Origin of the sequence: Nevskia soli (assembly GCF_903970205.1) — a bacterium.
GTDB lineage: Bacteria > Acidobacteriota > Terriglobia > Bryobacterales > Bryobacteraceae > Bog-113.
This window is the reverse complement of the sequence record NZ_CAJCHS010000148.1, coordinates 1-6,552: the sequence shown is the minus strand read 5'-3', so window position 1 is coordinate 6,552 and position 6,552 is coordinate 1. Positions and strand designations below refer to the sequence as shown.

Below are 6,552 nucleotides of genomic sequence, written 5' to 3'. Positions count from 1 at the left end.
AAGCCGCCGTAACCGCATGAAGCCTCACCGCAAGAATAATTAGAGGAGTCCCAACAAATGAATAAGGCGCCAAACGTGTTACTTGTGGAGGATGAAGCTATCATCGCGCTGGACATCCAGAAGCAACTTACTAAATCAGGGTTCGTCGTCACGGGGACTGCTCGAACCGCAGCCGATGCCTTTCGAAAGATAGAAGAGCAGCCGCCCGACCTGGTTCTTATGGATATCTCCATCCAGGGAGCGCTCGACGGCATCGACGCGGCGCAAATCGTTCGCGAGCGCTATGAAGTTCCGGTAATCTATCTCACGGCCCACGCCGACGAGGCGACGCTACAGCGCGCCCAGGAAACGGAGCCGTTCGGGTACATCGTCAAGCCGCTCGGAAACACCAACCTGAAAGCAATCGTTACGATGTCGATTCACAAACATCGCGTCGAGCGCCAAGCGGAATCTCACCGAAAGATGTTGTCGGCTATCCTGCAGGGGTTACCGGACGCAATCGTCGTTGCCGATGTTTCCGGCACGGTGCTCTTTCTCAATTCGTCCGCCGAGCGCCTGACGGGTTGGATGCATTCCGACGCAGCCGGCAAATCCTTGGCGGAGGTAGCGCCCCTTGAAGACAGCGAAGGCAATCGGGTCACCGCACATTTGCTTCGCCAGGCCGTGTCGCAGGCGGGCGTGTGTGCGGTCCCGCGGGACAGCGTGTTGGTAACCAGGAGCCAGTCTCCAACTGACGTCACCGGCCAGTTCGCGGTAACGCCGGTGGGCCAACGCGCGGGAGTCTTTCTAACCCTACACGACGTAACCGTTCAGAAGCGGGAAGAACAGCAGCTCGCCCAGGAACGACATCTATTTGTCGCCGGCGAACTCGCGCAGGGCGTCGCGCGCGAGTTTTACGGCCTGTTCGACTTAGTAGACGAGTGCGCGGCGCGATTAGTGGGACCCGATCGGCAGACGGATCTCGATCTGGTTCGGCGAGCGAGTATGGCCGGCAAAGACATGTCCATGCAGCTACTGGATTTCCGTGAATCCCACGGGCCCGCGAGCGCGTTGCACGTAGGCGACTTCCTGTTTGAATCGGAGCCGTTGCTCAAAGGATTTGGTGGGAGCGACATGGACGTTGTGGTGAATGCGGAACCGGACACCGGATACGTGCTGAGCACAGGCAGTCATTTCGAGCAGTTGCTCATGCATCTTGTGTTCGACGCGAAGCATCGGATTCAAGGCCGAGGAACAATCACCATTACGGCAGACGTTCAGATCCAGCCATTTAGGGGCTCTCGAAACCGGGCGTACGTGCGGCTGGCCGTGTGTTCCGAACCGCTGCTCGAACAAGATACGCAGACTCCCTGCGAAGAACCATTCCCCTTCAATTTCAATCCGCTAAGAGTAGATTTATCGATCGTGAACGCGATCGCGGTGGCTTCCCAAGGCTTCACGCGGGAATCGGAACTGCCGGATTGCGGCTCGATGTTCGAAGTATTTCTCCCGCGGCATGAATCGCGCAACTCCGCGGCGGCCTCCGCGCAGATACCGCACCAAGTCATTCTGGCGATCGGAATGAGTAAGGAATTGATCGCGCGGACTCAAACAGCAGCTGGGGAACACGCTTTAGTCCTGGATAGTTCGACCCTGGGGGAGGCAAGCCTCGTCGCAGAGCTATATCCGGGTGAAATCGATCTAATCGTTCTCTATGACAGCGATGGGTCGCCGCGAGCAACCGGGCGGGCTATGGATCGAATCCGAGCACGAAGGACGAATACTCCATTTCTCAAGTTCGCATCAACGGACGCCCAGGCGCTCGAACCGGAACACATTGAACGGCAGGTAAGAGACTTCTTCAAGACTCACGCCGCGGGAGCGCTTGTCGCCAACGCCGGTATATAAACCCGCGGTTTATTCGGCCGGCTGGGCGCCGCACGCACCGTTCGGACCCTGCGAGCACGGCCCGTACACAAAGATGGCGGCGTTTCCACCATTGGCGGTCGACACATATACCTTTCCGTTATTCACCAGCGGCGCGACATACCGTTGGGCGGTAAAAACCTGCCCGCTTGCAGTCTGGCTGTTGAATACAGGTTGGATTTCATAGCCCACACCGGTTTGGTAAAGCTGAAATGCCGTCAAGGCGCCTTGTTGAAAAGAGCCGGTGTTCGTGAAGCCGTTGGACGTCGTGGCCCACAACAATGCGCTCGTTGGATCCGCGCCATTCGCTGAAACGGCCAGTTGTCCACCGCCGCCGGGAGCAGTCGAACCGGTGATCGGATGCACTCCAGACGTTGCACTTGTTTCGAGATAAGAACCGTTGAAGTAGTACCCGCGCGGAACATCGTTGAAGCCCCACACGAAGTAGAATCCGGAGCCTCCGCCCAGGTTCCAGTAAGCCGGACCGTGAATCTCCGCGCATCCGCTTCCCAGCGGAACAATACCCGAATACACCGGTGTTTGCGGAGAGACGGGAAAAGGAGCGGCGCAAGGCGCCACGCTTGCCGAAGCTAGAAAATTCTGGTACGGTGTGCTCGTGAACCCGCCTAAGTTGGCCGTTTGAAGAAGATACGTCTGTCCAGCCTTTCCGGAGGCTATTAAATAACTGCTGGTTGCATTCGGAGCCGTCGGCGGGATCATTAGGACGCCGCCCGCATCTAAGTCAAGGTCGTTATAGTCGTCGACATAGTAATTCGCGTAGCCGGGAGTTTCCGTTGAGTTCACCGGGGTGAACGTTGAACCGGGATTACTGTTAGCGGCTTGCGGGCGGTATACCACGGAATCGCCCAATGCGTTGTTGGCTATCGCGGTGCAGGTACTGGGAGTGGTGGAAGCTTCCGGCCGGCATCCATTGCCGGTCGAGTACGCGTAAAACGTTCCGTCGCTGGCCGGACCGATTCCCGACATCCAAACTCCGGCGCCGACCGGTGAGAGAGGCCCGGGCGCCTTCGCCGACGACAAAAAGAATGAGCAGTTCGAGCGCGATAAGCAAGTGCTCGACGGACAGCTGGCGCTGCCAGTCGCGCAGAAGTTATACTCTGCCATCCAGCCCTGATAACTCGATTCGAGTTCATTCCCGGAGGTACCGGATGTCCCGAATCCGAAGCCGACCAGGATCGTACTGTGGATCTCGGCAAGCGCGGGTCGCTGCAGTTGGTTCGAAGCAACGAAACCGAAGGGCGCCATATCCGGATTGATGTCGTGCGGCGGTAGAAAATCCAGCCCGAACGTTGAGTTGTTCCTCAACGATATCGCGTGGATGGTATAGACCCAACCCGTGCTGCCCGCGGCCGTGCAAGTTGCCGCCTTCTGCGTATCGTTCAGCGTCACAAAGTACATCAATTCATTAGTTGTGTCGATAACCGGCGTGCTTAGAATTCCGGCATGGGTGAAACCTACGTTTCCCTTGCAGTACACCGCCGGATAATAAACCGAGCCGGAAGCGGCCGCCGTCGCAAAGTTCGCGCTCTTCCAGATGGGCGCGGCGCCCGTTGGATTGTCTCCATCGAAGGCAAAAATTTGATTGTGCATCGTCGCGACGAAGACCACGGTTGCATAACAGGTTCCCGCGATGGTCCAATTGTGAAGAATGAGAGGCTGCGCATAGGCCTGACCCGCAGCCGGCGCCAATTGAAATAGATACCCAAACCCGCTTGCCACGCTGGCCGGGTTCAGCACCGCTTCCTGCAGGTTTGAATTGGTCCGGTACGAATCATATTGACCGCCCGCAATGTTGGGGGCACTCACGCCGCAAGGGGCCGCCACCGACGGCCGGATACAGAATGAAAGGAACACAATCAGCGCTGCGGCGCTAAGAATTCGATGATTATACATTTGGGTTGTATTGCAATGATAGTGTCTTTGAAAACGCGCTGTCAATCCGGCCCTTGGTTACAATTGCGGATTCATATTGTACCGGTACTGAAATCTTCGTAACACAGGCGTGATCGTAGAAGCCTCACCCGACTGGTTGCCTCACTATTTGCTCGGATCAACCGGATCATTCGACCTCCCGCAATCTGCGAAGGTTCAAGAAACGTAAAAAAACACTGGCCCATTTTCTACGCGCCGTCGCTAACTAAGTTGGAGCGAAAGTAGAGCGCTCCAACGGGGTATCCCGCGGATACGAGCGCGAGTCCGGCGGACTGCCTCATCGGGCCATTCGCCATCCTAATTTCAGTTAGCTTGGCCGCCGCTTCACGGCGGACCTCGTCCTGGTCTAACGCCACGGCGTGCTGGCGCCATGCTACGGGGTGCATGGACAGTGCGTGGATCGAATTTGACCCCACAAAATGGAGATAAAACAATGGCAGACGTAGCACCCGCTCTCACTGCAACACCCGTAGTCCCGGCCGGCGAGACATCAGGAACACGACATGCGGAGCCCACCACGGGTCCGATCGTCGTGAATTATAAGTTCACGAAAGAAGAGGGATCAGTCAATTTGACCGTCAATCCGGACGGCACTTGGCTGTTCTCGATAGATTACAAAGGCAAAAAGCCCGGTTACGATATCGACGTTGCCCTAGCGCTAAGGAGCACGCTGGGCGGCATCATCGTGTGGCACTACGCCGGAGATGCCTCGAACGGCGTGCAGTCCAGTCAGCAAGGCAAGAGTGACGTTCTGAAGGACAACTTCAAGACCTTCGCCGGCAAGCACGACTGGAACGTGAAATATGATTTCGCGCTTTCCGCCGAAGGCCGTGCGAAACGCTTCGAAGCTCAGGAGAAGAAGAAAGCAGAGCTGCAAAAAGCCGAAGAAGAAGCCCGGAAGCGCCACGATCACAAGGTAGCGGCCGAAAAGAAGGCTGAACTCGCCAAGGAAGAACAGAAGGAGCGGGAAGCAGCCCAGCGCGCCGCCGCGGCGCATAAGAGCGGTGGTTCCAGCGTCATGTCCACCATCGGCACCGTTGTGAAGGACGTTGGAACGGCTGCCGGAGTTGTCGGTACGATCCTTAGTTTCCTATAACTCAAGGAGACTTTAGGGAACTTAGACCGGTAGCAATCGTTACTATGAAACGCAAGATTCTTGTCGCGTTGTTACGGATCTTACTCGTTTGCGCCCTGCTCTTCATCGGGTGGGGCCCGGACGACCGCGGCGGCTTTTTGGCAGATCGCGCCCGGCTGGGGCTTCTGTTGATCCTCATCTGTCGACATATCGCCGAGATTTTCTCCCTGAGGACGGACGCCTTCGCCGTCGAGAGGAAACACGAGGCGCAACAGTGCTGGGCGCCGGCGGTCAGCGGCCTCACCGGTATACTCCTATGCTGGCTGCTTCCATGCGATGACCGTCGCGGGATTCTGACGTTCGCCGAATCTGCGGAACTCCGCTGGATCGGTTTAGTCGTGTTCTCGGCGGGGGCGGCCGTGCAGTTAGTCGCACAACGCACTCTAGGCCGGCAGTACAGCATGTATGTAACTTTGCGGAACGGCCACCAGTTGATACAGACCGGCATCTATAGGCTAATCCGCCACCCAATCTACCTTGGACTGATACTCAACATCGTTGGAGTCGCCCTGGCGTTTCGCAGTCTTCTGGCGATTCCGCTTTTCGTCTTGGCGGCGGCGTTTGTCGCCTGGCGCATCCGCCGGGAAGACGCCATGTTACACACAGAGTTTGGCGCCGACTTTGCCCGATACCGGCATCGCACCAAGAGATTCTTCCCGTATCTCCGAGCGACTAAGTACCCATTTACTCGCGTAAGTTCGGAACACGAGTCGTGAGCAGAGTAGCCGGAGTATCCGCCTGTACGGTCGCCGTTCCCTCCACTTCCCACACTGTCCCTTGGCGGAACGGCTCGCCATCGATCGTGCCGTCCCCCTCAAGAATCACCGCGTAGCCTTCAGGAACCTCGCGTGCGCCGGCAACAGTCAGCTTCTCGGTTTCAAAGTACTGACCTCTTACTAGCAGTTCTCGCCCATCTTCCGCATCGCGCGACCGCAGGGCGCCGGGATGTTTTCCTACCTTAGCCACATCCAGGCTCTTCTCCAGATGCAACTCCCGCGGCCGGCCATAATCATAGAGCCGGTAAGTAACGTCGGAGTTTTGTTGGATTTCGCAAAGCGCCAACCCGCGTCCGATCGCATGTACAGTACCGGCGGGCACGAAGAACGTATCGCCCGGTTCACAGGCAAACCACGCCAGCCGGTCTACAATGACGCCGCTTCTCGCCAGCTCGGGTAAAGCCTCCCGCTCCACGCGCGATCGAAAACCCAGCGCTACCTTCGCGCCCGGCTCGGCCCGCAGGATGTGCCACATCTCCGTCTTACCCCGCGAATGCTCATACTCGCGTGCATAGGCGTCGCTCGGGTGCACCTGGACCGATAAGTCCTCGGTGGTAAATAGAAACTTGATGAGTAACTCACCCGCGGGAAACCAAACTTCGCCGGTCTTCTCCTGCCGGTCCGGAAACCAGGGTTCCAGATGCTTTGATCCCCACACCTTCTCGACGAACTTAGGCTCAATCGCCCGCGCGCTCATAAACCGCGCACAAACTCCTCAATCCGATCGAGCCCGCGCTCGAGTTCGCCCATCGAAGTCGCATAAGAGATACGAACGTGCTCATT

General features: G+C 57.5%; 6 protein-coding genes. 3 read left to right on the top strand and 3 right to left on the bottom strand.

Annotation, left to right across the window (positions count from 1 at the left end; genetic code table 11):
- The first annotated feature begins 57 nt into the window (after positions 1-57).
- Complete coding sequence (locus tag H1Y01_RS06780; RefSeq protein ID WP_180539685.1) at positions 58-1,887, top strand: ATP-binding response regulator; 1,830 nt, start codon at positions 58-60, stop codon at positions 1,885-1,887.
- A 9-nt stretch (positions 1,888-1,896) separates the two neighbouring features.
- Here the strand turns inward: H1Y01_RS06780 and H1Y01_RS06775 are convergent, their stop codons facing one another.
- Both H1Y01_RS06775 and H1Y01_RS06770 read right to left on the bottom strand, forming a co-directional pair.
- Positions 1,897-3,819: a hypothetical protein gene (locus tag H1Y01_RS06775; RefSeq protein WP_180539684.1), complete on the bottom strand. Its 1,923-nt coding sequence runs from the start codon at positions 3,817-3,819 to the stop codon at positions 1,897-1,899.
- Between the two features lie 227 nt (positions 3,820-4,046).
- Positions 4,047-4,244: a hypothetical protein gene (locus H1Y01_RS06770; RefSeq protein ID WP_180539683.1), complete on the bottom strand. Its 198-nt coding sequence runs from the start codon at positions 4,242-4,244 to the stop codon at positions 4,047-4,049.
- A 47-nt stretch (positions 4,245-4,291) separates the two neighbouring features.
- Here H1Y01_RS06770 and H1Y01_RS06765 point away from each other — a divergent pair, with 47 nt between their 5' ends.
- Positions 4,292-4,954, top strand: coding sequence for a hypothetical protein (locus H1Y01_RS06765; RefSeq protein WP_180539682.1), 663 nt, complete (start codon positions 4,292-4,294; stop codon positions 4,952-4,954).
- A 44-nt stretch (positions 4,955-4,998) separates the two neighbouring features.
- Positions 4,999-5,709, top strand: a complete 711-nt coding sequence (locus tag H1Y01_RS06760) for a methyltransferase family protein (RefSeq protein ID WP_180539681.1) — start codon at positions 4,999-5,001, stop codon at positions 5,707-5,709.
- Here the strand turns inward: H1Y01_RS06760 and H1Y01_RS06755 are convergent.
- Complete coding sequence (locus H1Y01_RS06755) at positions 5,678-6,466, bottom strand: class I mannose-6-phosphate isomerase (RefSeq protein ID WP_180539680.1); 789 nt, start codon at positions 6,464-6,466, stop codon at positions 5,678-5,680. The two genes, H1Y01_RS06760 and H1Y01_RS06755, sit on opposite strands and share 32 nt — an antisense overlap.
- Between the last annotated feature and the right edge of the window lie 86 nt (positions 6,467-6,552).